The organism is Pseudalkalibacillus sp. A8 (genome assembly GCF_045920555.1).
GTDB lineage: Bacteria > Bacillota > Bacilli > Bacillales > Fictibacillaceae > Pseudalkalibacillus.
Window position 1 is genome coordinate 5,624,940 of the sequence record NZ_CP174509.1, and the last position, 21,707, is coordinate 5,646,646.

The 21,707-nt window shown below is 43.8% G+C and carries 20 protein-coding genes; 3 read left to right on the top strand and 17 right to left on the bottom strand.

Annotated features, from left to right (window positions below; translation table 11 throughout):
* Nucleotides 1–90 precede the first annotated feature (90 nt).
* Genes ACJROX_RS28175 through ACJROX_RS28200 form a run of 6 tightly spaced genes read right to left on the bottom strand, consistent with a single transcriptional unit; the run spans nt 91 to nt 6,182 of the window.
* A complete protein-coding gene (locus tag ACJROX_RS28175; protein WP_408008480.1) occupies nt 91–1,362 on the bottom strand; it encodes a M20 family metallopeptidase in 1,272 nt (423 codons plus the stop codon).
* Nucleotides 1,359–2,309, bottom strand: a complete 951-nt coding sequence (locus ACJROX_RS28180; protein ID WP_408008481.1) for a DUF1177 domain-containing protein — start codon at nt 2,307–2,309, stop codon at nt 1,359–1,361. The genes ACJROX_RS28175 and ACJROX_RS28180 overlap by 4 nt, the downstream gene beginning before the upstream one ends.
* Nucleotides 2,310–2,327: 18 nt before the next feature.
* Nucleotides 2,328–3,299 carry an ABC transporter ATP-binding protein gene (locus tag ACJROX_RS28185; RefSeq protein WP_408008482.1) on the bottom strand — a complete coding sequence of 324 codons (972 nt, stop codon included), beginning with the start codon at nt 3,297–3,299 and terminating at the stop codon, nt 2,328–2,330.
* Nucleotides 3,292–4,305, bottom strand: a complete 1,014-nt coding sequence (locus ACJROX_RS28190; RefSeq protein WP_408008483.1) for an ABC transporter ATP-binding protein — start codon at nt 4,303–4,305, stop codon at nt 3,292–3,294. Before ACJROX_RS28190 ends, ACJROX_RS28185 begins: the two co-directional genes overlap by 8 nt.
* Nucleotides 4,306–4,323: 18 nt before the next feature.
* On the bottom strand, nt 4,324–5,175 hold the full coding sequence (locus ACJROX_RS28195) for an ABC transporter permease (RefSeq protein ID WP_408011814.1): 852 nt from the start codon (nt 5,173–5,175) through the stop codon (nt 4,324–4,326).
* A 41-nt stretch (nt 5,176–5,216) separates the two neighbouring features.
* Entirely contained in the window at nt 5,217–6,182 is a 966-nt protein-coding gene (locus ACJROX_RS28200; protein WP_408008484.1) for an ABC transporter permease, read from the bottom strand.
* 229 nt (nt 6,183–6,411) lie between these two features.
* On the opposite strand from ACJROX_RS28200, the gene ACJROX_RS28205 reads away from it, so the two are divergent.
* The 3 genes from ACJROX_RS28205 to ACJROX_RS28215 all read left to right on the top strand — a co-directional run bounded on the left by ACJROX_RS28205 (nt 6,412) and on the right by ACJROX_RS28215 (nt 10,531).
* Entirely contained in the window at nt 6,412–8,025 is a 1,614-nt protein-coding gene (locus ACJROX_RS28205; RefSeq protein WP_408008485.1) for an ABC transporter substrate-binding protein, read from the top strand.
* Between the two features lie 249 nt (nt 8,026–8,274).
* A complete protein-coding gene (locus tag ACJROX_RS28210; RefSeq protein ID WP_408008486.1) occupies nt 8,275–9,363 on the top strand; it encodes an amidohydrolase family protein in 1,089 nt (362 codons plus the stop codon).
* A 4-nt stretch (nt 9,364–9,367) separates the two neighbouring features.
* Nucleotides 9,368–10,531 (top strand): amidohydrolase family protein, encoded by a 1,164-nt coding sequence (locus ACJROX_RS28215; protein WP_408008487.1) that lies wholly within the window; start codon nt 9,368–9,370, stop codon nt 10,529–10,531.
* A gap of 409 nt (nt 10,532–10,940) precedes the next feature.
* On the opposite strand, the gene ACJROX_RS28220 is transcribed toward ACJROX_RS28215, so the two are convergent.
* From ACJROX_RS28220 to ACJROX_RS28270, 11 genes are all read right to left on the bottom strand, one after another.
* Nucleotides 10,941–11,147 carry a UPF0158 family protein gene (locus ACJROX_RS28220; RefSeq protein WP_408008488.1) on the bottom strand — a complete coding sequence of 69 codons (207 nt, stop codon included), beginning with the start codon at nt 11,145–11,147 and terminating at the stop codon, nt 10,941–10,943.
* Nucleotides 11,129–11,407, bottom strand: coding sequence for a hypothetical protein (locus ACJROX_RS28225; RefSeq protein ID WP_408008489.1), 279 nt, complete (start codon nt 11,405–11,407; stop codon nt 11,129–11,131). Before ACJROX_RS28225 ends, ACJROX_RS28220 begins: the two co-directional genes overlap by 19 nt.
* A gap of 72 nt (nt 11,408–11,479) precedes the next feature.
* Nucleotides 11,480–11,791 carry a transposase gene (locus tag ACJROX_RS28230; protein ID WP_408008490.1) on the bottom strand — a complete coding sequence of 104 codons (312 nt, stop codon included), beginning with the start codon at nt 11,789–11,791 and terminating at the stop codon, nt 11,480–11,482.
* 622 nt (nt 11,792–12,413) lie between these two features.
* On the bottom strand, nt 12,414–13,988 hold the full coding sequence (locus ACJROX_RS28235) for an FAD-dependent oxidoreductase (protein WP_408008491.1): 1,575 nt from the start codon (nt 13,986–13,988) through the stop codon (nt 12,414–12,416).
* Between the two features lie 124 nt (nt 13,989–14,112).
* On the bottom strand, nt 14,113–15,780 hold the full coding sequence (locus tag ACJROX_RS28240) for an alpha amylase family protein (protein ID WP_408008492.1): 1,668 nt from the start codon (nt 15,778–15,780) through the stop codon (nt 14,113–14,115).
* A 109-nt stretch (nt 15,781–15,889) separates the two neighbouring features.
* On the bottom strand, nt 15,890–17,416 hold the full coding sequence (locus ACJROX_RS28245) for a DUF4127 family protein (protein WP_408008493.1): 1,527 nt from the start codon (nt 17,414–17,416) through the stop codon (nt 15,890–15,892).
* Nucleotides 17,417–17,456: 40 nt separating this feature from the next.
* Entirely contained in the window at nt 17,457–18,353 is an 897-nt protein-coding gene (locus ACJROX_RS28250) for a carbohydrate ABC transporter permease (protein ID WP_408008494.1), read from the bottom strand.
* Between the two features lie 13 nt (nt 18,354–18,366).
* Nucleotides 18,367–19,236, bottom strand: a complete 870-nt coding sequence (locus ACJROX_RS28255) for a carbohydrate ABC transporter permease (RefSeq protein WP_408008495.1) — start codon at nt 19,234–19,236, stop codon at nt 18,367–18,369.
* A complete protein-coding gene (locus ACJROX_RS28260) occupies nt 19,233–20,138 on the bottom strand; it encodes an ROK family protein (RefSeq protein WP_408008496.1) in 906 nt (301 codons plus the stop codon). Before ACJROX_RS28260 ends, ACJROX_RS28255 begins: the two co-directional genes overlap by 4 nt.
* A 12-nt stretch (nt 20,139–20,150) precedes the next feature.
* Nucleotides 20,151–21,005, bottom strand: a complete 855-nt coding sequence (locus ACJROX_RS28265) for a MurR/RpiR family transcriptional regulator (RefSeq protein WP_408008497.1) — start codon at nt 21,003–21,005, stop codon at nt 20,151–20,153.
* Entirely contained in the window at nt 20,956–21,699 is a 744-nt protein-coding gene (locus ACJROX_RS28270) for an N-acetylmannosamine-6-phosphate 2-epimerase (RefSeq protein ID WP_408008498.1), read from the bottom strand. The genes ACJROX_RS28265 and ACJROX_RS28270 overlap by 50 nt, the downstream gene beginning before the upstream one ends.
* Nucleotides 21,700–21,707: the final 8 nt, after the last annotated feature.

The window sequence follows — 21,707 nt, forward strand, 5'->3', positions numbered from 1 at the left end:
ATAACTGCCCGTAAACCCCATTTTCTCAGGCCAATAAGATTAAAAGCTGGCTTATTAGTCTAATGGGGAGAGTAAAAAATCCCTGTTAAATTAAGAATCTGAATTTAGAAAGTCGACCACGGCCGCTATATATACTTTAGCACACCGTACGATGTCTTCAACACGTACTTTTTCATTATAGCCGTGAATGCTAGGCAAGTACGCCGGCCCGTACTGAAGAACCGGTATTTGATGGTCTCTAAAGTGACGGGCATCGCTGCTCGCCCATTGCTGGACGCCATATGATTCCTTCCCGGTAACAAAGGAAATGTTATCAACAATCGCCTTACAGACAGGGTCTTCTGCATCGGTATAATTAGCATCGCTTCTAAATCCAAATGGCCGGATTTCATACCGGATTCCTAATCCGTCCAATTCTTTGTGTAAAAAGGTACTGACCTCATCCCTTGTAATGCCAAAAGGAAGGCGGCAGTCAATTTGCACTTTACAGCTTTCCGGTATGACATTGGACTTCGTTCCGCCGTGAATGGTTCCGATGTTAACGGTAACTCTTTCCAAAACAGGCTGGAATTTCTCTCGATCCTTTTCCACCTCCCGCATATAGCGCTTTGAGGCTTCAATAAGCGGCTGTACCTCTTCAGGAATGGAAATTTCAATGTCCCAAAGCTTTCGGATTTTCTCAATTGCGGCAAGAGCATCCGTAATGGCGTTGTTTCCCGCAATAGGCGAAAGACTTCCATGTCCAGGCTCCCCGTATACTTCGAGCTCAAACCAATACGAGCCTTTTTGACCGATTGTCGGATTTAGTGGTGACGATGGTTCAGCGATTAAACATCCGTCTCCCTGGATAATTCCGTTTTCTAATAACCAAGGAACTCCGTACTCCCCGCCGGTTTCTTCATCAGGAACAATGGCAAGCGTAAGCTTTCCCGGTAAATCTATATCTAACTTTTTCAGCAAGGAAAAGACAAATATAAGACCGCCAAGCCCAGCTTTCATATCACTGGCGCCTCTGCCAAGAAGCCAGCCATCCCTGACTTCTCCTGAAAACGGATCAAAATCCCATTTAAATCGATCCCCTGCAGGAACTACATCTGTGTGCCCGCAATAAATTAAATGTTTACCACTGTCATTCCCGATGCTTGAAACTAGATTAAACATTTTTATATTCGATTCATACCAGTCCGTCTTAAGATCAAATCGAGCAAGGTAATCCGTTATGAACTGGCTGATCTCCGTTGAATTCCCAGGCGGGTTTTCACTTGGAATCTTGATCAGAGAACTGCAAAGCTCGATTAGCTCATCTTTTTGAACTTCGACTTCATCTATTAATCTTTTCTTAAGATCTGTTAAATGGTTCATCCAGCAGTCACCTGATTTCCCATTGTTTGCAAGTGATTCATTTTTCCATATAGTTCTTCAAGAAGGGTAAATTCACTTGGATCGAAGAAAGTACACTTATTCTCTCCAAAAAGCTTGGCAACTTCAATGACATAGCGTACAACTTGTTCAACATCAGTTGGGTGAGTGGCCCCTGTTCCGCAGCCGGAAACCGCTGTTTCAGTCGTAATCGCAATTCCTACAACTGGGCATTTCGCCGCAACAGCAGGCTGAAGGATACTGTTAACATGGTATACTCCATTTCCGTAAGGCGTGATATCCTGTGTTGTAATCGGAAGTGTAACAGGAAGTTTACCGACAGATTGAGTATAAACATGGAGTAAGTCATTGCTTACTTTTAAAATATACCCTTCTTTGACAGTTGGTGTAATCGCAAATCCGCGATGATTAGTAATCATATTTCCTTTTGTCGTATCAATGGATAAAATGGCATCCATTTCTTTCGTTACTTCATGCATATTCATCGTTAAAATATCAACCGGAGAGTCCATAAAAGGAACTGGATCATGCGGACGTGTTGGAGCTGTCGGGCAAATATGCGTCGTCAGGATGATATCGCCATCCAGACGGTCTCCTTTTCCGCTCATGTCGAGCAATTTTGCAGCTGCGGCAATACATGATAGCGCGCCGTCCCCATCTGACACAAATCCTTTTACCTCCGGACGCGCTCCAATGCCGCCTAGGCGTCCGACAATTCCTAACGTAGGAGCGTCCCCGCCGTTTGTCTTCCCTTTTTCCCCAGGAATGGTCACTTTAATAAAGTCAGTCGAACCTGCTTTTCCTTCAACCGTTTGAACAGTTACTTCACCTAAATCAGAAATTGCATTTAAGTAACCTTTAACCTCCTTTCCTGAAACATGAATACTGTCTAATAGCTCATACACTTCCATCACATATTTTAAAGACATCGTAAAATTCCTCCTCTGTTATTCAACAATATGACAGGCTGCTTGATGCCCCGTAGCCGTTTTTTTCAGTGCAGGAACCTGAGTTTTGCACATTTCTATTGCATACGGGCATCTTTGATGAAAATGACAGCCAGATGGTGGGTTGATCGGACTTGGCACATCCCCGTTTAAAAGAATGCGTTCCTTCTTTTCAAAAGGATCTTCCTTTGGAATAGCAGAAAGCAATGCTTTTGTATAAGGATGGCTGGGGTTTTCATAAATTTCATTGTATGTCCCCATTTCAACAATTTTTCCGAGATACATGACAGCAATGCGATCACACATATACCTGACAACGTTTAAATCGTGCGAAATAAATAAGTACGTTAAATCGAATTTTTTTTGCAGGTCTTTCAGCAAATTAATGACCTGGGCCTGAACCGATACATCCAAGGCAGAAACAGGCTCATCACAAATGATGACATCTGGATTGAGTGCAAGGGCACGGGCTATATTAATCCGCTGGCGCTGCCCTCCGGAAAATTCGTGAGGATATCTTTCCCCGTGATAACTGCTTAAGCCGACTACCTCAAGCAATTCCTGAACCCGTTTTTTGCGTGATGCTTTGTCGCCGATTTTATGAATGACCAAAGGCTCCATAATTAATTGCTCAATGGTTTTTCTCGGGTCCAATGAGGCATACGGATTTTGGAAAACCAATTGGATGGACTTTCTGGAGGAACGGATTTCTTTTGTTCCAAGTGATGCTAAATCCTTTCCCTTAAACTCAACCTTTCCTTCTGTCGGCCGGATCAACTGATTGATCAGCCTTGCCATTGTCGACTTTCCGCAGCCGGACTCCCCGACAATCCCAAGCGTTTCACCGCGAAAAACATCAAAGCTGACACCATCAACGGCTTTTACACTCTGTGCGGCTTTTTTAAAAGGAAGCGGATCTTCAATTGGGAAGTGTTTCTTTAAGTTTTCTACTTTAATAATGACTTCAGCCATGGATTACCCGCTCCTTTCGCTCCAGCCTCATATCCTTTGTTTGAAAATGGCAGGATACAAAATGTCCTTCCTCCACTTCAACCATTTCCGGTTTTGCTGCGAAGCATTTTTCCTGTGCATATCGGCACCGGCCGGCAAAGTGGCAGCCCGGCATTTCTTCACGCAAATCAGGGGGGCTCCCAGGAATAGCAGAAAGCTTTTCTTCATTTGATACTTCACTAGTGATCTGGGAATCTAGCAGTCCCCAAGTATAAGGATGAAGAGGATTCTCATAAATCGTTTTTACACTTCCGTATTCAACGGTATTTCCGGCATACATGACAAGAACCTTATCGCAAACCTCCCAGACGACTCCCAAATCGTGGGTAATCATAATAATGGAAGTATCGATTGTTTCCTGCAGATGCCTCATTAAATCAAGAATTTGTGCCTGTACCGTTACATCCAGCGCAGTCGTAGGCTCGTCGGCTATTAATAATTTCGGCTTGCAGGCTAACGCGATTGCAATCATAACCCTTTGCCTCATCCCGCCGGAGAACTCGTGCGGGTACATATTAATCCGTTTTTCCGCCTCCGGTATTCCTACAAGTTTAAGCATATCGATAGCCGCGGCTTTCGATTCCTTTTTCGAGACTTTTCGGTGGGCACAGATGGATTCCATAATTTGGTCTCCGACCGTAAAGACAGGATTCAAGCTTGTCATCGGGTCCTGGAAAATCATCGAAATTTCATTTCCCCTAACTGACCGCATATCCTTGTCCGATAAAGAAAGCAAATCCTTTCCTTCAAATAGCAGCTTTCCTCCCGCTATTTTCCCAGGCGGGTTCGGAATCAGGCGAAGCAATGCCGTTGCCGTCACACTTTTTCCAGAACCCGACTCACCGACAATGCCGAGTGTTTCTTTTTTATTTAATGTAAAGCTAATACCGTTTACTGCTTTAACCACCGAGGAAGAAGAACGAAAATGCACCTCCAAATCCTCAACCTTTAAAAGAAGATCCGACATCTGTTTCACCTCCATCAATTAAATTTTCATTTTTGGGTCTAAAGCATCACGGAGGCCGTCTCCGAACAAATTAATACCAAGAACGGTTATCAAAATGGCTAATCCAGAAAAAGTAGCCATATGGGGGCTTAACACCAAAAAGTCTTTCCCGTCTTTTAAAATACTTCCCCAAGAGGGAGTAGGAGGCTGTACACCTAGTCCTAAAAAGCTTAAAGCAGCTTCAGAAATTATCGCCCCTGCAATACTCATCGTTCCATAAACAATTAATGGAGCCAGACAGTTTGGGAGAACGTGCTGAAAGAGAATACGCCCGTCCGTTGCGCCCAATGACCGTGTTACTTCTATAAATTCTTCCTCTTTAACACTAAGTACTTGTCCGCGGACAATCCTCGCAAAGCCAGGAATATTTGCTACGCCTATAGCAATAATGACATTCACAAGACCTTGGCCAAGAACCGTCATAAGTGCAATGGCGAGCAGGATAAAAGGAAATGCGAATAAGCCATCCATTGTCCTCATGATGATCGAATCAAGCCTTCCGCCAAAATAGCCGGAAACTAAACCAAGCAAGGTTCCGAAAAATGCACCAAAAATAACAGCTGAAAGCCCGACGATTAAGGAAATCCTTGCTCCATAAACAAGCCGGCTGAATAAATCTCTTCCATAATTATCAGTTCCTAATACATGTCCGTCTGTCCCAGGCGGTACCAAAGTACTGACCACATCCATCTCATTAGGCTGATGAGTGGCAATCAACGGCGCAAACACGGCAATGATGGTCATAAACATGGTTACAGCCAAACCGATGGCAGCAAGGCGGTTTCGAATCAATTTCCTAAACAGGCTTGTTTCCTTTTTCTGTTTGATCATCTTTTCTTCTACATCTGTAATTGTATTTTGTAAAGAGCCCATTATTTCGCCCCTCCCTTGCCGGCAGTATAATTTACTCTTGGATTTACGACTTTGTACATAATATCGACAAGCAGATTTACGAGAACAAAAATGACGGCGATAAAAAGAACCGTCCCTTGAACGACAACAAAATCCCGCTTATCAATGGCATCCACGATCAATCGGCCCATTCCCGGCCAGCTGAAAATGGTTTCTGTAAGAACTGCGCCTCCAAGCATCATTGAGATCTGCATGCCAAGGACTGTTAATAATGGAGTAAGAGCATTTTTAAAAGCATGCTTACAAATGACCCAAAATTCACTTAGCCCTTTTGAGCGCGCTGTTTTGATATAGTCCTGTGAAATAACCTCGAGCATACTCGAACGGGTGATCCTGGCAAAGGTCGCCATCGGGATCGTGGCAAGCGTAATACTCGGGAGAATCAGGTGCTTTATATAAGGAATGAATCCATCTTCAAGCGTCCCCATTCCTGTTGCAGGAAACCAGCCGAGATTAACGCTGAAGTAAAGGACCAGCATAACGCCCAGCCAAAAAATCGGCATCGAAACCCCTATCAGCGATATGAGCATAACCGAATAGTCGAGTAAAGAATTTTGTTTTGAAGCAGAAATAATACCTGCTGGCACTCCGATCATAAAGGCGATAATTAACGCACTAACCGCTAAAACAAGTGTATTGGGAAACCGGTCTAAAATTAAATGAACTATCGGTTCATTATAAGTAAGCGATACACCAAAATCCCCCGTTGCCAGATTGCTAATATATTGAAGGAACTGAGTATATAACGGAGCATTTAAACCGAGTTCTTCCCTTAAAGCTTCAATATCCTCAACGCTTGCCTGAGGTCCAAGCATAACTGCTGCAGGATCGCCTGGAATCATTCGAGTAATTATGAAAACAATTACCGCGACGACAAAAATCGTTGGCAAAAGATCGAAAATTCTTCTAATAATGTACTTTCCCATAAAATACCTCCTTTTCAGTTTATTCATTATTCGAATCACTGATTCATTATGTGAATTTCCTATAAGTTTAGCACCCATTTTTTTGAATGTAAACACAAAATAGAGTGAAAAAAAATCATTTTATAAATTTTCGAAAAATATTTACTCTTCCGAAATGTTGTGGTAGTTTTAATATTAAATTCAATATTCGAAATACTGTTTCACAATATGAATCAAAGAGGGGGATTTTATGAGAAGCAAGTTTTTTAAGCACTGGGTTTTGTTAGCTGCCTTAGTCATTTTGGTTTTAAGCGCCTGTTCTTCTGGAGGCGAAACCGATACTGCATCATCTGATCAAAAGCAAACGGATGCTAAAGCAGGCGAACCGCAGGATGGCGGTACATTGAATGTAGGTCTTTCTGCAAATCCAAAAACACTCGACCCGATTCAATATACAGGTGTTTATGAATCTCAGGTAATGCGTTCAGTTGCTGACACTCTCGTAGTGTACAGCAAGGATTTAAGTGAAATTGTACCTTCCCTTGCAACGGAATGGAGTGTTTCCGAAGACATGAAGGTGTATACATTTAAACTCCGTGATGATGTTTACTTCCAGCCGGGCGAATATCAGGATGGGAGACAAATGACTGCTGAAGACGTGAAATTCAGCCTTGAGCGTTCTGCAAAAGAATCTGCAATGAACCGTTTGCGCGGTGTGGAAAAGGTTGAGGTCACAGGAGAGTTTGAAGTTGCTGTTCATTTAGAAGCACCGAATGCTGCATTATTAGCGATGCTGACGGATGCAGGAAATATCATTGTACCAAAAGAAGAGGTTGAGGGCTGGGGTGACCAGTTTGGAAGCCATCTTGTAAGTACTGGCCCCTTCCAAATCAAAAGCTGGCAAAAGGATCAGCAGGTCGAGCTTGTCCGTCATGAAAAATATTGGGGCGAAAAACCCCATCTAGATGGTGTTACATTTAAAATTATCTCTGATCCAAATATGATGACAAACGCCCTTCGTTCCAGCGATATTGATATTGCTACTGATGTAAAAGGACAAAACCGCGAGCTTATTAAAAAGGATGAGCAACTGGAGCTGGTCTCAAAGCCTGCGCTTTCCTTAACTTATCTTGATTTGAACAACAAAAAAGGCCCAACGGCAGATCCAAAAGTCCGTGAAGCGATTTATAAAGCAACAAACGTCGAGGAAATTGTAAAGGGAGTCAATCAGTGGGGCGGCGCTGAAGTTTCTTACATGCCTCTGCCGAAAAAATCATGGGGATACAATGAAGAACTCGAAAAGCTTACACCAACTTATGATCCAGAAGGAGCAAAAAAACTTTTGACCGAAGCCGGCTATCCTGATGGATTTAAAACAGAGATTTACCTATCTGAAGCACGTGTTCCATACGGTACTATTTTCCAAAATCAAATGAAAGAAAACTTAAACATTGATGTTGAAATAAAAGTCGTTGAATGGGGTACTTACAGCGATACAGTTGCAAAAGGAAATGCGCCAATGTCGATCGGCGGCTGGACTTGGTATCCGGACCCTTACTTCTTCCTATATCAATTGTTCCACAGCGACCAAATCGGCGCTCTCGGAAATGGAAAAGGCTATTCTAACCCTGAAGTGGATTCACTTTTAGAAAAAGCTGTTTCTGAAACAGTTGATCAAAAGGAACGTGCAGAATTTTACCAGCAAGCACTTGAAATTATTTTAAAAGAAGTTCCGCGTATTGAGATTGATAACCTTGAATCTGCAGCAGGCATTAATAAAAAGGTACAAGGCTACGATGTGTCTGCCGACTTCTCAATTCAAATTGTCCATCCGAACGGAACAAACGTCTGGAAGCAGCCATAATCTGTGATTTTCCACAGCATGATAGAAATTATTCGAAAAGTAGAGATAGATTATCTCTACTTTTCTCTTTCATTCTTGGCTTTGTTAATAAACGTGTTGATAAATGTGTATTAAAGGGCTATTTTGCCTGAAGATACCCTTTTTCGGATTATCAAAAACTGCCTCCTGAAAAAGCAAATCGAACCTTAGGTATATCAACAATATCTTTTAACAAAAGCCTCATCCTTAAAGAAAAGAAGGGATAAAAAAGTGTCTGCTATCGCAATTACAAACGCGAATGTCTATAACCACGAAACGGGCAAATTCTCTCCTCAAACCGTACTTGTTAAAGATAATAAAATTCAAGCCGTTGCGGCGCCCGCCGAACCCAGCCAGGGCTACAGGGTAATTAATGCTGAGGGCGGCTATTTGACACCTGGCTTTATCGATGCCTGCTCGCAAATTGGCTTAAAGGAAATCGGCGTGCGCTGGGAAGGAAATGATGGGTACGAACCCCTTGAAGAAAATATGGCTGACCTTCAAGTCATAGATGGAATATACCCATTTGACCAAGCATTTCAAGATGCTGTCGCTTTCGGAGTGACCGCAGCCCATATTGTATCCGCTGCCGAGTCAATCAAAGGCGTAAAAACAGCCGTTATCCATACACATGGAAAAACAGCAGATGAAATGATTCTGCGCAATAAGCTAGGCTACTCATTCTCGATGGGCGATGTACCAAAAAAAGCATTTTGGGATAAAACACATACTCCTCTCACCCGAATGGGGATTGCTCACCAAATTCGAACATCATTAAAAGAGCTGCAGAAGCAAGAGCATGTACCGGAAACGCCGATCTTTATCCGCTGTAATCGGACTGATGACATTGCCACCGCACTAAGAATTGCAAAAGAATTTAATCTCCGGCTAATCTTAGTTCACGCTTCCGAATATCCGAAAATAGCCGGACAGCTTACTGAGCAAGATTTTTCAATCATTGCGGGCCCTTGTTTTCAGCCTATTGAAAGAGAAGAATTAAGAGGCTTGAGTCCATCATTATACCGAGTGCTTTCTGAGGAGCATGGCCAGTTTGCCTTTACAACAGACCATCCCGTTAGCTCTGTAAAACACTTGCAGCTTGAAGGTGCCTTAGCCGTTAAGGCAGGCGTGCCCGAGAAGATTGTCCTGAATGGGCTAACGCATTATGGAGCCAGGCTGCTGCAGATCGATCATCTTACCGGAGCTATTAAGGCCGGGCTGTTTGCCGATTTAGTCATTTGGAACAAGCATCCGCTACATTTAACAGCGCGTGCCGTCCGGACTTTTATAAAAGGAAAAGAGGTTTACAGATGGGAGTGAGACGATGTTAAAAGTATTTCGAGGAGCGGCCGTTTATACAATGGATGAAGCGAATACAATTATCAGGAATGCTGACCTTTGGGTTAAGGAAGGAAAAGTTATCAAAGTGGGCCCTGACACCGAGATTCCGGCTGATGCTCAAGTTGAACATGCAGATGGCTGTGTCATCACGCCAGGTCTTATTGATATTCATACCCACGTTGGCATCTGGAGGGAAGTTCAGGAACAGATTAATGATGCATGCGAATATTCTGACCCTTGGACACCTCAAATGGCTGCGATCGACGGGATTGATATTCATCATTTTTCATTTGAATTAGCGCGTCAGGGCGGAGTTACAACAGTTCAGACTGGTGCCGGCAGCGCAAATCCGATAGGTGGAATTTGGAGCATTTTAAAAACAAGCGGAAGCTCTTTACAAGAAATGATAATCAGGGAAAAAAGCGGTTTAAAAGGAGCGCTTGGCGAAAATCCTAAAAATGTATTCGGGCAGCAATACAAAAAAACACCGGTTACGCGAATGGCCATTGCCCGGATGATTCGGAAAGGGTTTCAGGATGCTTTGGCCTTATCTGCTATAGAGCAGAAAAACGCGATCGAGTGCAGGGCAGATCTCGCCCCGTTTATTGAGGTTCTCGAAGGCAAAATGCCTCTGCGCCTGCACTGCCATAGAGCTGATGATATTGCCACAGCGATTCGAATCGCAAAGGATTTTCAAGTAAATCTATGCCTTGAACATTGTACGGAGGGTTATATGATGCTTGAGTCTATTAAAGAAAGCGGGGCAAGAGTAACTCTGGGGCCGTTTATGCTTCCGGCATCTAAATATGAAACACGCCATTCAACTCCTGAGGCTCCTAAGCTTTTCTATGAAGCAGGAATCCCCTGCGCGATTATGACGGATCATCCGTTTATTCCGATTAACTATTTAATTATTTGTGCCGCGGAGGCTGTCAAATATGGTTTGGATGAAACTGCAGCATTACGATGCATTACAAGTGAGGCTGCAAAGCTAGCCGGTATTTTTGATCGGGTTGGATCTATTGAAATTGATAAGGACGCAGACTTTGTAATATGGTCACATGACCCATTTAACACCTTGGCGAATGTTAAAGGTACCTATATTAATGGAGATCCGGTATATTTGAAGGAGAGTGCCGGAATTTGAAGCAGCGAGTAGGTGTAATAACGATCGGTCAAACGACAAGGTTTCGGGTCTCCAGAATTTACTTTCATAACGATTTCTAAGTTATCTTCTAAACTATATTTAGACCTTTTGAACATACAAAATGCTCCCCTCAAGCAACAATTTCTCCCCCAGGTATGGACAGAAACTTTTCTTTTAGAAATTCTCTTTTGTCATGTGTTTAAATAAAGCTAATAGAGGATCAAAACGCGAAAACACAGACCAAAATTTTTTTGGTCTGTGTTTTGTTTTGAAACAATACGACAGGAGCTGCCCGTTTATTGAATAAAGAAAAAGCCAGAGATCAGCTGTCTGGAACTTCGGCTATTGCGACCGATTATTGCAAAAAAGAGTTGCTAATTTTAAATTCAAGGTTTAACTCGTGCTAACATTATTCAATAAAATTTATGTTATTGTCTCTACACCATCCAATTGCAATTTGTTTAAATCTTTCATCACGATAAGAATACCATTGCTCCTCAATATCAAGCTCGACGATTCTATCCTTGAATCTCCTAAAAGCACCCTTTCCCCTAATAGAGCTTAAAAATACTTCTTGCTGTCTTTCATTACTAATAGTTAGGCAAAAGTCTTCCACAATATCGTATCATTTATTTCATATTTTGTTGGGAGCTCCTTGTAATCCTCAAAGTTTTCAATAACATTAATAGCAATCTTTCTATCTACTTGTTGCCAATCAGGAAGATGATCGAATGGTTCATCATCTTCAGCAGATATTAGATCTTCTGATGTTACTACCACTAACTCACCAGTTTTTATATTTAATAAGGATCTTGACTCTTCAAACTGTATTTTCATTTCTTCGATTATATCTTTAAGATTTACTTGAATATTCATGATATCATCACCTCCCATTTTTTCTAGCGCCAAGATAGGCAGTTGTATCCAACCAAGGTCATCCTTTTTGTTTCATAGCGTGCTCGCTTCTATTTCCTCACTTAACTCTGGAAATTGCTTCTTAAAAGATTTTACAACCTTTGTTGTTTTACTAAATACATATTTTTTCACCTCATCATACGGAATCCATATCTCTCGATTCTGAATCTGCCCATACAAAGACGAAATAACAATATCTCTCTGATCAGGAGGTAGCTTCCTAGTTGTACGTCTTTCTTTCATTTTGTTGTGATAGATATTATAAAACACTGTTGCGATACAATCCTTTTGGCTGTTTTTTAACTGTGAAAATCGTTTGTTCGTTTGAAGAATCTTTCTGTTCACTTTGATACAATTTTTCATTTCTATATTCTATACCATAATAGATTACAGAAATCGAAACAAAATATTTGAAAGTAGTAGAACAAGCCGTTCCATTCCCCACTAATAGTGGTTACATTCACAAGAGTAATCATGTGCATTAAAGCTATAACAATAAACAAAATAGAATAGGTTTTCAAAAAATGATACCTCCAATATAATATATCTATTGATAACCATATAAACGTTTTTCGACTAACCTACCTCTATTGTTAATAACAATTATTTCAAAATAGGTAATTTAACTCAATCTTTAATTTTCACTAAAAAAGACGCTATCCTTGTTCTCGATGTCCAATTGTCGAAGATTGTTATATAAGAATTAGGCTTCGCAGTTACTCCTAAAAACCCCCCGTTTGTGGAGCAAAAGATAGGTATTATTCTGTTTTTGTAATTGGAGATTGTTGCTTTTCCCAATCCGTGGAACCTTCGTTCGGCTCAATAAAATTCCTCCAATAATCCCCCGTTTTTTTTATCAAATACAATAATATTTTGTTCATTCGCTGAAATAAACTCATACCTATATTGCTCCTTGCGGCGCAAGGACTTTGTGATGGTGCCTGGTACAGATGATGGTACAGGAAAATTAAACTACGCCGATTTCTGGCCAGTGGAGTTCGATTCCTTGTTGTTGGAGGAGGGTTTGGAAGTCTTGTAATATGGTACTGTCGTGACGGACTGCTCTTGGTTCGATGCCTTTGTCATGAGCGAAGGCTGCTAGATAACCGGCGGACTCTCCAATGTTCCATTCGACTGGATGGACACGGAAGCAGCCGTTCGTGATGTGGGTCGCACCGATGTTTTTACTTCCCGCTATAAGATTCTTCATTCGGACCGGCAAAAGCGCACCCATCGGGATTTCGAAAGGCAGGCTAGGTGTATAGAACAGCTGGTTGGTTACAATCGTCGGATGGAGATCGATACGATAACAGCCGACACCAACTGAATCCTCAACCTTCTTAATTCCTTTGTGACCACGATACTCGGCATTGATATCTTGTTCCTTGACCGTGACCTCGGGTTTGATCCTGCGTGATTCCCGAATATAAGGGTACATCGCAAGTCCATCATTTGTTCCGGACACATCCCGCCTCAATCGCAACCCAGGATAACCAATACCCCCATCATGCCTCGGCGCTTCCGTTTGTATCCAATATAGAAGGGATAAACTTAATTGTTTTGCTCCTTCCAAATGTTTCTGTCGTTCTTCTTCACTCACTTCATATATCGGTCCTAGCCAATAATCGTTTTGCGGCCAGTTGATGAGAGACAGATCGCCTTCTGCAAAACCGTCATGGAATAGCGTTTTATCAAGAGCCCTTCGATATTCCCAAAGCGAAAACAACCCTTCCTGTGGGAAAAGCGTGAATAACTTCGATTTTCCGGTCGCAGCATCTGGCCCGAACCAGCTCAATTGTTTATGATCCAAGAAATCTGCCTGGTAGTTTTTCCAGAACTCATACTGCTCCGGTTTTTCAATCGTATGGTCTTCACCTTCGATATAATCAACGGCAAAACAATGGGTGATGGACTGCATATCCAGCGGTTCAGCCCTACCTGCCAAGGCGTGCGGTTCCCCGGTTTCCTCTTGTGACTCGGCACCTGTCACATATTCCACATCTCCCAACGGTAGAAAATCTCCACATTCCGTTGCATCAATGAAAAGCGTTCCGCTGATCGTCACTTTATCACCTGAGTCGGTATTACGAACAGTAACAGAACGAATTTCATCTCTATTTGTCTCAGTAACCACTAGTTTATGCTTCAAAAGCACAGTGATTCTGCCGGTATGGATAAAAGGTGCAAGCATATCATTCAATACTGCGAGTGAAATCCTCGGGTCATGAGAAATCCTGCTTACAAGGGCATTGCCTGGATTCAGCCTCGGATTGTGCATCGCTTCTTCTTTCAACGGGTAATTCCGGCGATAATAGTCTCGGACACGGTTGCGAAACTCACGATAAGTACCCGTGCATCCGAATTGTTCGATCCATTTATGTTCATCAGGCGGGACGAGTTGACTTGTGAGCTGTCCACCAATCCGGCCAGTCTCCTCCGTCAGGATCACTTTTTTACCCATCTTTGCAGCAGATAGTGCGGCCTGACTCCCGCCAAGTCCGCCTCCAATGACGATGATTTCACCATGCAATTCTTTACTCATATAGAACGACTCCTTTTAAAAATGGGCTGTTATGTAAAATGAAAGGACTTGTTCGTTGAAACCCTGCCTGCAGTGCTAGATTCATAGATTCGGGCTGACTACCTTGAGCCAGCCCGTAACCCTGTTATTTATCGTCTCTGACCATTTTCAATAGACCTGGGATCTGGTGTGGTGGCTTTGACTCTTCTGCAAATTCTTCCTCAATGATGTCCCACCAGCCAAACTGTTCAAAATAAACAAGGTCAAAGAGCATGATTCCATGGGATCTTTCCATGACGGACCTTAACCCTTTCCTGAACTGTTCTGGATCGCCTTGATATTGATTCAGATAAAGACTGCCATAGACAAAGGTGGCTTCATTCACGACGTCGAAAGCAATATCCGCTGAACCCTCAACGCTATACCAATCAGGATTTCCTGACGCAATCGCTTCCTCACGTGTAACATCCCTGAAGTAGTTCCCCGTCATCAAGAAATCGAGTACTTCAGCATACCCCGTTTTACCATAATCAGGACTAGCCCAATCATAATCCGGCTGGTGGGTCTTGCTTGCCCAGTTCACGCCTTCACTATAGTAAAGCGGATACCAAGCTCCGACATAGGTACTGAAGAACAGAGAGGAATCCTTCTCATGGACGAGCTGCTCAGCCTTTTTGAAGAAGTTCTGGATGTTGCCTGCTCTCCATTCGATCCACTTTTGATAATGCGGTCCTGGGATCCGCTCTTGTCCTTCCTCAGTGAACTCCACTCTGAAAATGTCCTCAGGCCAGTTTTCCACGGTTTCACCGATATAGGCTTCAAACCGCTCACGGCTCAGGTCACTGAAATCAGCGTTGATGTTCGAATAACGTGCACGGTCAAGGACGATCCCATCTACATCATAGTTGCTGATGATTTCATCGATAATGCTCAACTCGTAATTCTGTACGTCCTCACGGATCGGGTTGGTGAATGTTGAAAAAGAAGGATATTCCGTTGCAGGTACCAATTCTGTCTTTGAAGCCGAGTAATCAAGTTGATCCCCGACTTGGACATTCTCGTTGAGCCAGGTCCTTGCTTCCCCATGACCGGACAGGACGACACCGTTTTCCGGAACCTCTACAGCTGGAGCACCATATGTACGGTCGACTACTTCCGTCACGACTCCATCTGTGATCTGGACTTCCGTTCCCCATTGGTTTGCAGGGGAAACATCATATTTTGACGATGTATACATGACCAATTGGTTTGAACCTCTGGTCGTGTTCACTCCCGTTATATCGAAGGTTTCTCCATTCGCAGCCTCTGCGATCCGGGAAGCCATATAGAAAGTTGTCTGCCATTGCGGATTTTCAAAGGCCGGTCCGTCCTTATAATCGTTGTTTCCTTCAGAGAATACGTTGACGTTGGCATGGACCTGGATGTCATGCTTGTGGGCTTCCTTTATCACTTCTGTAAGCAAGTCATATCCTTCAGGGAATTCGTCGTATTTGGGAATCTCAGATGTGCTCATATGCGGGGCGATCTCACTTAAATAACCGACAAAGCCTGTGTAATTCTTTACATCTAGGATGATCGTATCAATGTTTGCTCTTGCGGTTTTCTCTACAATGTTTTTCACTTTTTCTGGGGTATTCAAGTTTTGGATGTTAGCTGAAAGGTCGTACCATAGGATCCTTGCTTTCTTGTCATCTTCATTCACGAGGTCTTGAAGCGCCTGATGCCTTGATTTGTCATTTCCTGTTGCTGCCGCCGGTATAACAAGGCTCGACAGCAGGACAACGGAAAGTAGAACACCGAATAATTTTTTCATAAAATCCCTCCGAAAAATTCAATTGAACAAGATCAAGTGGCAGCGGTGAGAGTGAGAGGAAGGTTCAGAAGCTGATCAGCGTACCACCTCCTTCAATATTCCAGCATTCTTAAACCCTCTCTTCTAAACAAAGCGCCAGGCCGATTTCAAACGTACGATTCCAGGGCAGGTATATGTCTTTGATGTTAAGCTTGTATTCCCCCGTTTGCGGTATCCCTTCTAAGGCTTTCATGAACTGTCCGCGCACCACTTCCAGAAGCTCTTTTTCCTCCAGTGCATTTTCATCTACTCGATCTCTCACGGTTTGGCGGACGACCGATTGATAGAGGTAATCATCCAAAAGTCGATGAGTCAACAATTCCAAATGCCTCTTTTTAAAGTCTGCTTCAAGTAAAAATCCTTTGAGTTTATGTAGATGGACCATTGCAGAATGGGCGATGACCGTTCCAAGCGAATTGCCTGCTGTGTTCCATCCAGCATAGCCGGACAGGTTTCCGAAAATCCCCGAATCCAGCAATCGTGGTACAAGGGCAGGATCCGATCCGTTGGCATATGCTAGGTCTGCAACCGCCACATCTTTGCCTTCACCTAGGTAGTGTGTTATTTTCATCAACCATTCTCCAAGATTGCGGTCGGTCGTATCGACTTCAGCTAGATCCATTTGCAGAGCAAGATCTCCCTGCTTTTTCCCCGGTACATTGACAGCCAGTAAAATGTCCGCTTCTGATGGGGTTTCTACCGTAAAAGAGCCGAAAGCATAGACTTGTCCTTTGACAGATTCATAGATCGGCCTGTCTTCATACCTGGCGGAGGAAAGCGTCCCCTTTTGACCACAGAAAAAAGGTTGATAGATCGGTTTCAACACGTTTTCCAATTCATAGACCATCCTGGCGACCAACGTACTTGCCACCTCGTCTGCTCCGGGATAGATGAAGACTCTCTCATAAAGACGCCGTTTGCTGACTTCCTCTGATAACCATTCCTGCTCCTGGATGTTCATCCCATACTCCGCTGTATCGTCTTGAGGGAAGACCAGAATGTCGAATACGCCTCCCTCTACATCATCCAGCAAAGAACGGTTGATCGAAAAATTCCGTTCTCTCGTATGTTGGTAATCTTGTAAAATGGCATCCGGGATCTTCAGCCTCAACTCCTCTACCCTCTTCATGAAGTTGGGATCCTTCGTTTTCGAATGTTTGTGGGAGTAATAGGAGAATTGCCAGATTTCTTTTCCGTAACGGTTCCAGTATTCCTTCTCCTCTTCATTCACGTATGAATCGGAAAGGCGCATCGTGGCACTGAACCCCATGATTTTCAGCTCTGGTTTCGCCTCTTTCAGTTCTTTTAAAACTTGGACGCGTTCACGGACCTGCTCCACAGTGGCTTCTGAAATCCGTGAAGGGACAAGCCCGCCGTAACCTAGCATATCAATCGACACGACAATCCCATCCACTTTATCCGCTGTTTCCTTCAACCAGTTTTGGAGGCTGTCAAGGTTGCCCGGCTCTTTTAAAAAACCGAGCTCCTGACGTTCCGGAACGAGAACTTCCCATCCACCGATCGCAGCTAGTTGTCCTGGCAGGTCTCTCGTAACAGGTCTTCCGTCGACTGGAAGCAGTGCAATTTTTTGTTTCATCCCTACTCCTATCCTTTCTGTCAATAAGTTATCTGAGTCCTTATCCCTTTACGGCTCCACTCGTTGCTCCCTTGATGAAGTAGCGCTGGAGGATGAGGAAGAAAATGATGATCGGCAGAACCGAGATGACAGATCCTGCAGCAATCATGCGCCAATCTGCAGAAAACAGCCCGGTGAGCGCATTCAGCCCTAACGGCAGGGTGTACATCTTCTGGTCATCTAAAATGATCAATGGCCATAAGAAATCCCCCCATGCCATCACAAACGTGAAAATAGCAAGCGTGACCACCGACGGTTTTACAAGTGGGAGCAGGATCCTCCACCAGATTTGAAAGCTGTTCGCCCCGTCCATCCGCGCTGATTCGTCAAGCTCATATGGGATTGTGATGAAGGCTTGGCGCATCAAGAATATTCCGAATGCGGTCGTTGCGTGGGGCAGGATCAGCCCGGCATAGGTGTTTTTCAACCCAAGATCAAGTGACAGGATATAGATTGGGATCATCAATAGCTGGAAAGGAATCATCATTGTGCTGATGATCAGTATGAAAATGATATTTTTCCCTTTGAAATTCATCCTTGCGAGCGGGTAAGCTGCAAAGGAACAGAACAGGACATTAAGCAATACCGTGAAAAAGCCTACGATGGTGCTATTCATCAAATAGGTCCAGAACGGAAAAGCATCCATGACTCTAGAAAAATTGCTTAGCGTCGGGCTTTCCGGAATGAATTTTGGCGGATAACTAAAAATATTTTCATGCCCTGATTTCAATGCTGTCGAAAGGAGCCATAAAAATGGACCGAGCATTCCGAGAGCAACAATGGTCAAAACCAAATAGATCAATACTTTCTTGAGTAGGGCTTTTGTTTTAACATTAGTCATTTGACGTGTTTGCACAGTAATGGATCGATTTTTCTTTTCGGTTACAGGTGTTTCCATTTTTTCTCCCCCCTTATGCTACGTTTTCTTTCTTGCCCATCAGTTTCAAATTGACGATCGAAAAGATGAGTGTGACGAGAAAGAGTACAACCCCAGCAGCACTCGCATAGCCCATGTTCAACTTTTCAAATGCCTCTTGATAGATATAGAACACGAGCGTTTTTGAACTGTTCAATGGCCCGCCGCCTGTCATGATATAGATCTCTTCGAACACTTTCATAGCTGCAATCGATGACATGACGGTCACGATGATGATCGAGGGCATCAACATCGGGATTGTAATACGAATCGTCTGCTGCCACTTGTTCGCTCCGTCAATCTCTGCCGCTTCGTATAGATTTGATGGGATGGACTGTAGGCCCGCCAAATAGATGACCATGTAGTACCCCAAGCCCTTCCAGACCGTCACCGCCATGACGGCGAAAAGTGCCGTCTTTTCTGAGGTGAGCCAGTGGACAGGACCGTTGATCAACCCGACCACTTCCAGCAAATAGTTGAGCACTCCTTTTTCCGCATAGACCCATTCCCATGTGATCCCGACAACCACCCAGGAGGTGACGACAGGTATGTAATAAGCAGAACGGAAAAAGCCGATTCCTTTCAGCTTTTGGTTGACCAGGATCGCGAGGAAAATCGGTAAAATGATGAGCGCCGGGACCACTCCGATAAGATAAATCAGTGTCTGAATGAGCGTTTTCCAAAACATGGCGTCGTCAAAAAGACGTTGGTAGTTTTCCGTCCCGATGAAGTTCGGGTCGACGATCATGTTGTAGTCTGTAAAACTCAACCATATGGCTTGCAGTAACGGATAAAAAATGAAAGCTCCCAAAATCACACAACCGGGCAGCAAAAACAAATATGGTGTCAAAACGTTACGTTTCACACCTCTCCCCCCTTACTCATTGCATCGAACAACAGCTTTACTGCGCCGATCATGCCGGCTTTGTTTCCGAGAGTCGCTGGCAGAACATTCAGGTGGACACCTCTTTCCGCTAATTTTTGTCCAAACACATCCCACCACTGGTCCTTCGATTCGATGACCCCGCCACCAATGATGACGGCCTCAGGATCGATGCTTACGGAAAGGTTATAGACGACAAGCACCAGATCATCAAGATACCTCTCGACGATCGGAATGATTTCTCGATCGCCTTTCTGGAAATCATCAAATAGTTCCGCTCCGTTTTTGTAGGTTCGACCAGACTGTTCATTAGCGATTTTCACTAAAGCGGCACCAGCTAGATATTGTTCGATACAACCTCTTTTTCCGCAATTACACGTCCGTCCCTCAGGAAAGAGGATGACGTGTCCCCATTCGCCGCCATTCCAATGGTTACCTCGGAAGATTTTCCGATGGATCATGTTCGCCCCGCCTACACCTGTACCAAGGGTCAGGAACGTTACGGATTCATAGGCCTCATCTATATTCCACCATTCACCTGCCAGTGCTGCATTTGCATCGTTATCTATAATGGCAGGGAGTGCGTATGTATTCGTGATAAACTCACTCAGGTTGATGCTTTGCCAACCAGGAAGATTGGCCGTACTATAAATGACCTCACCGCTATCCACGTTGACTCTTCCTGCGGTGCCGATCCCGATTCCGGCGATATCCGTTTCTTTTTCAAGCAGCTGGTCGATTGTAGCTGTCAAGGATGCAAGGATTCCATTTCGACCCTCGGATATATTCGTCGGGGTCGTGATCTGATGGTGAATTTTTCTTTTTTCGTCAACAATAGCCCCTTTGATTGTGGTGCCGCCTATATCAATTCCGATTGCTTTCATGATTTCACCATCTCAATAGATCTTATTTACTACCGATTGTGCCGTCTTTTCCTTCATTTCCAGTGCCAGATCCTTATGCTTAAGAGCGAGTCCTGTACATAAAAGATCGATGACGAAGAGCTGAGAGATCTTTGCGGCAAGGGAGCTTCCTTCAAGAGGAGACTCTTTTCCCCCGTTTATAAGGACAGCATCAGCAATCTTGGTGATCGGGGACCTTGCATGGTAAGTGACCGCTATCGTTTTCGCACCATTTTTTTTTGCAATTTTCAACGAATCGATCGTGTCTTTCGTACTGCCCGATACTGTAATACCGACCACGAGATCATTCTCGGAAAGGGTAGCGGCCGTCATCGCCTGTATGTGCGGATCGATTACCGCATCCACTCTCCGGCCGATCCTGAGGAAACGGTTCTTGGCATCCAGGGCAGTCAATCCAGAAGTTCCCACCCCGAAAAAGTGGACGGAAGACGCATGATCAATCATGTCGATCGCTTTATTGATCGCTTCCTCACTATTCATGGAGACTGTTTCATTTATTGCATTGATCGTATAGGAGGAAATCGTCGTAAAAAGATCATTTTGTACAGGTGATCCAGGTTCTTCCCCTGTCTTGTTCGCCAAATCCTTGGCGATTGCTAGTTTGAATTCCTGGTAGCCTTTCAGACCGATTTTCCGGCAAAAACGGAGTACTGTCGTTTCCCCGACTTCCGCTGCATCAGCAAGATCGGTCACAGAATAATAGATTACCTGATCAAGCTGCTGCTGTACGATATCCGCAACCTTCTGTTCTGATTTTGTAAGGGAAGGAAAGTAACTGTTAATCAACCCTTTTATATTTCCGGTTTGACTCACCTGTTTCACTGTCATCCGCATAGCCTTCTTTCTTTATAAAATTAGTGTATCTTCTCGTGATTTCTTGAGGTCTAGTGATGGCAGAACCGACGACAACACTATGTGCCCCAAGCTGAAGAGCTTTCCTCGCATCCTCTGGCGAATGGTATCTTCCTTCTGCAAACACCGGGATTGCAAGACGTTTGGCTAATCGTTCCACCAGTTGGAAATCCGGTCCTTTTATTGACGGAGAATAGGTTGTATAGCCTGATAAGGTGGTCGATATGCAATCCACTCCCATAGCTGCTGCTCCTACACCCTCTTCATAAGTTGAAACATCAGCCATGACGAGTTTCTTATGGGTGTGGATCAGCTTGATCAATTCTTCAGCCTCTTGTCCATGAGGCCGTTTTCTGATGGTCGCGTCGATTGCAACGATATCAACGTTCGCTTTTATCAATTCCTCAACTTCATCGCAGGTAGGGGTGATGTATATTTCACTGTCTTGATAGGATTTTTTCACTAAGCCGATGATCGGGAGGTTCGTCGATTTTTTGATTTCCAGGATATCTTCAGCCCCATTTGCTCTAATCCCTACAGCGCCTCCAATTTGAGCAGCTTTTGCCATCTTCGCCATCATTTCTGATCCATGGAGCGGCTCATCCTCAAGTGCTTGACAGGAGACGATCAGTCCTCCTTTTAACTGTTGAAATACCGATAATGGTTCCATCTCTCTAC

Coding starts and splice junctions, on each gene's coding strand:
- ACJROX_RS28175 (WP_408008480.1), bottom strand. CDS start 1,362: ATGAACCATTTAACAGATCTTAAGAAAAGATTAATAGATGAAGTCGAA.
- ACJROX_RS28180 (WP_408008481.1), bottom strand. CDS start 2,309: ATGTCTTTAAAATATGTGATGGAAGTGTATGAGCTATTAGACAGTATT.
- ACJROX_RS28185 (WP_408008482.1), bottom strand. CDS start 3,299: ATGGCTGAAGTCATTATTAAAGTAGAAAACTTAAAGAAACACTTCCCA.
- ACJROX_RS28190 (WP_408008483.1), bottom strand. CDS start 4,305: ATGTCGGATCTTCTTTTAAAGGTTGAGGATTTGGAGGTGCATTTTCGT.
- ACJROX_RS28195 (WP_408011814.1), bottom strand. CDS start 5,175: ATGATCAAACAGAAAAAGGAAACAAGCCTGTTTAGGAAATTGATTCGA.
- ACJROX_RS28200 (WP_408008484.1), bottom strand. CDS start 6,182: ATGGGAAAGTACATTATTAGAAGAATTTTCGATCTTTTGCCAACGATT.
- ACJROX_RS28205 (WP_408008485.1), top strand. CDS start 6,412: ATGAGAAGCAAGTTTTTTAAGCACTGGGTTTTGTTAGCTGCCTTAGTC.
- ACJROX_RS28215 (WP_408008487.1), top strand. CDS start 9,368: ATGTTAAAAGTATTTCGAGGAGCGGCCGTTTATACAATGGATGAAGCG.
- ACJROX_RS28225 (WP_408008489.1), bottom strand. CDS start 11,407: ATGAATATTCAAGTAAATCTTAAAGATATAATCGAAGAAATGAAAATA.
- ACJROX_RS28235 (WP_408008491.1), bottom strand. CDS start 13,988: ATGAGTAAAGAATTGCATGGTGAAATCATCGTCATTGGAGGCGGACTT.
- ACJROX_RS28240 (WP_408008492.1), bottom strand. CDS start 15,780: ATGAAAAAATTATTCGGTGTTCTACTTTCCGTTGTCCTGCTGTCGAGC.
- ACJROX_RS28245 (WP_408008493.1), bottom strand. CDS start 17,416: ATGAAACAAAAAATTGCACTGCTTCCAGTCGACGGAAGACCTGTTACG.
- ACJROX_RS28250 (WP_408008494.1), bottom strand. CDS start 18,353: ATGGAAACACCTGTAACCGAAAAGAAAAATCGATCCATTACTGTGCAA.
- ACJROX_RS28260 (WP_408008496.1), bottom strand. CDS start 20,138: ATGAAAGCAATCGGAATTGATATAGGCGGCACCACAATCAAAGGGGCT.
- ACJROX_RS28265 (WP_408008497.1), bottom strand. CDS start 21,005: ATGACAGTGAAACAGGTGAGTCAAACCGGAAATATAAAAGGGTTGATT.
- ACJROX_RS28270 (WP_408008498.1), bottom strand. CDS start 21,699: ATGGAACCATTATCGGTATTTCAACAGTTAAAAGGAGGACTGATCGTC.